Raw genomic sequence first — 278 nt, 5'->3', positions numbered from 1 at the left:
GAGGCCGCTCCCTCCCTTGCCCTACGTCCCAACCACCCCCGCCGCCTGCGCCCGCATATACACCACCCCCGCCACCGCCAGATCCCCCACCGCCAGCCCCCGGAAAACAAACGCCGTCGTCTCGCCCGCGTCCTGCCGCCCCGCAAAATCGCCGCAGACCAGCCCCCTCAGGTCACCCACAACCAGCGCTGGATCAACCATGGGCTTGGTCATATTTCTCTCCTGCTCCAAATCATCGACGACAATGCGGTCGAAGCGGGGCATCGTTTCGGGCAGCC

General features: G+C 66.5%; 1 pseudogene. It reads right to left on the bottom strand.

The annotated features are described in order from the left end of the window. Nucleotides 1-21 precede the first annotated feature (21 nt). Nucleotides 22-278: pseudogene (locus tag EN852_RS40685) on the bottom strand (ornithine cyclodeaminase family protein); the annotation flags it as partial.

The sequence above is a fragment of the Mesorhizobium sp. M2E.F.Ca.ET.209.01.1.1 genome (genome assembly GCF_004010375.2).
In the GTDB taxonomy this organism is placed as follows: domain Bacteria; phylum Pseudomonadota; class Alphaproteobacteria; order Rhizobiales; family Rhizobiaceae; genus Mesorhizobium.
This window is presented reverse-complemented; position numbering and strand designations above follow the sequence as displayed.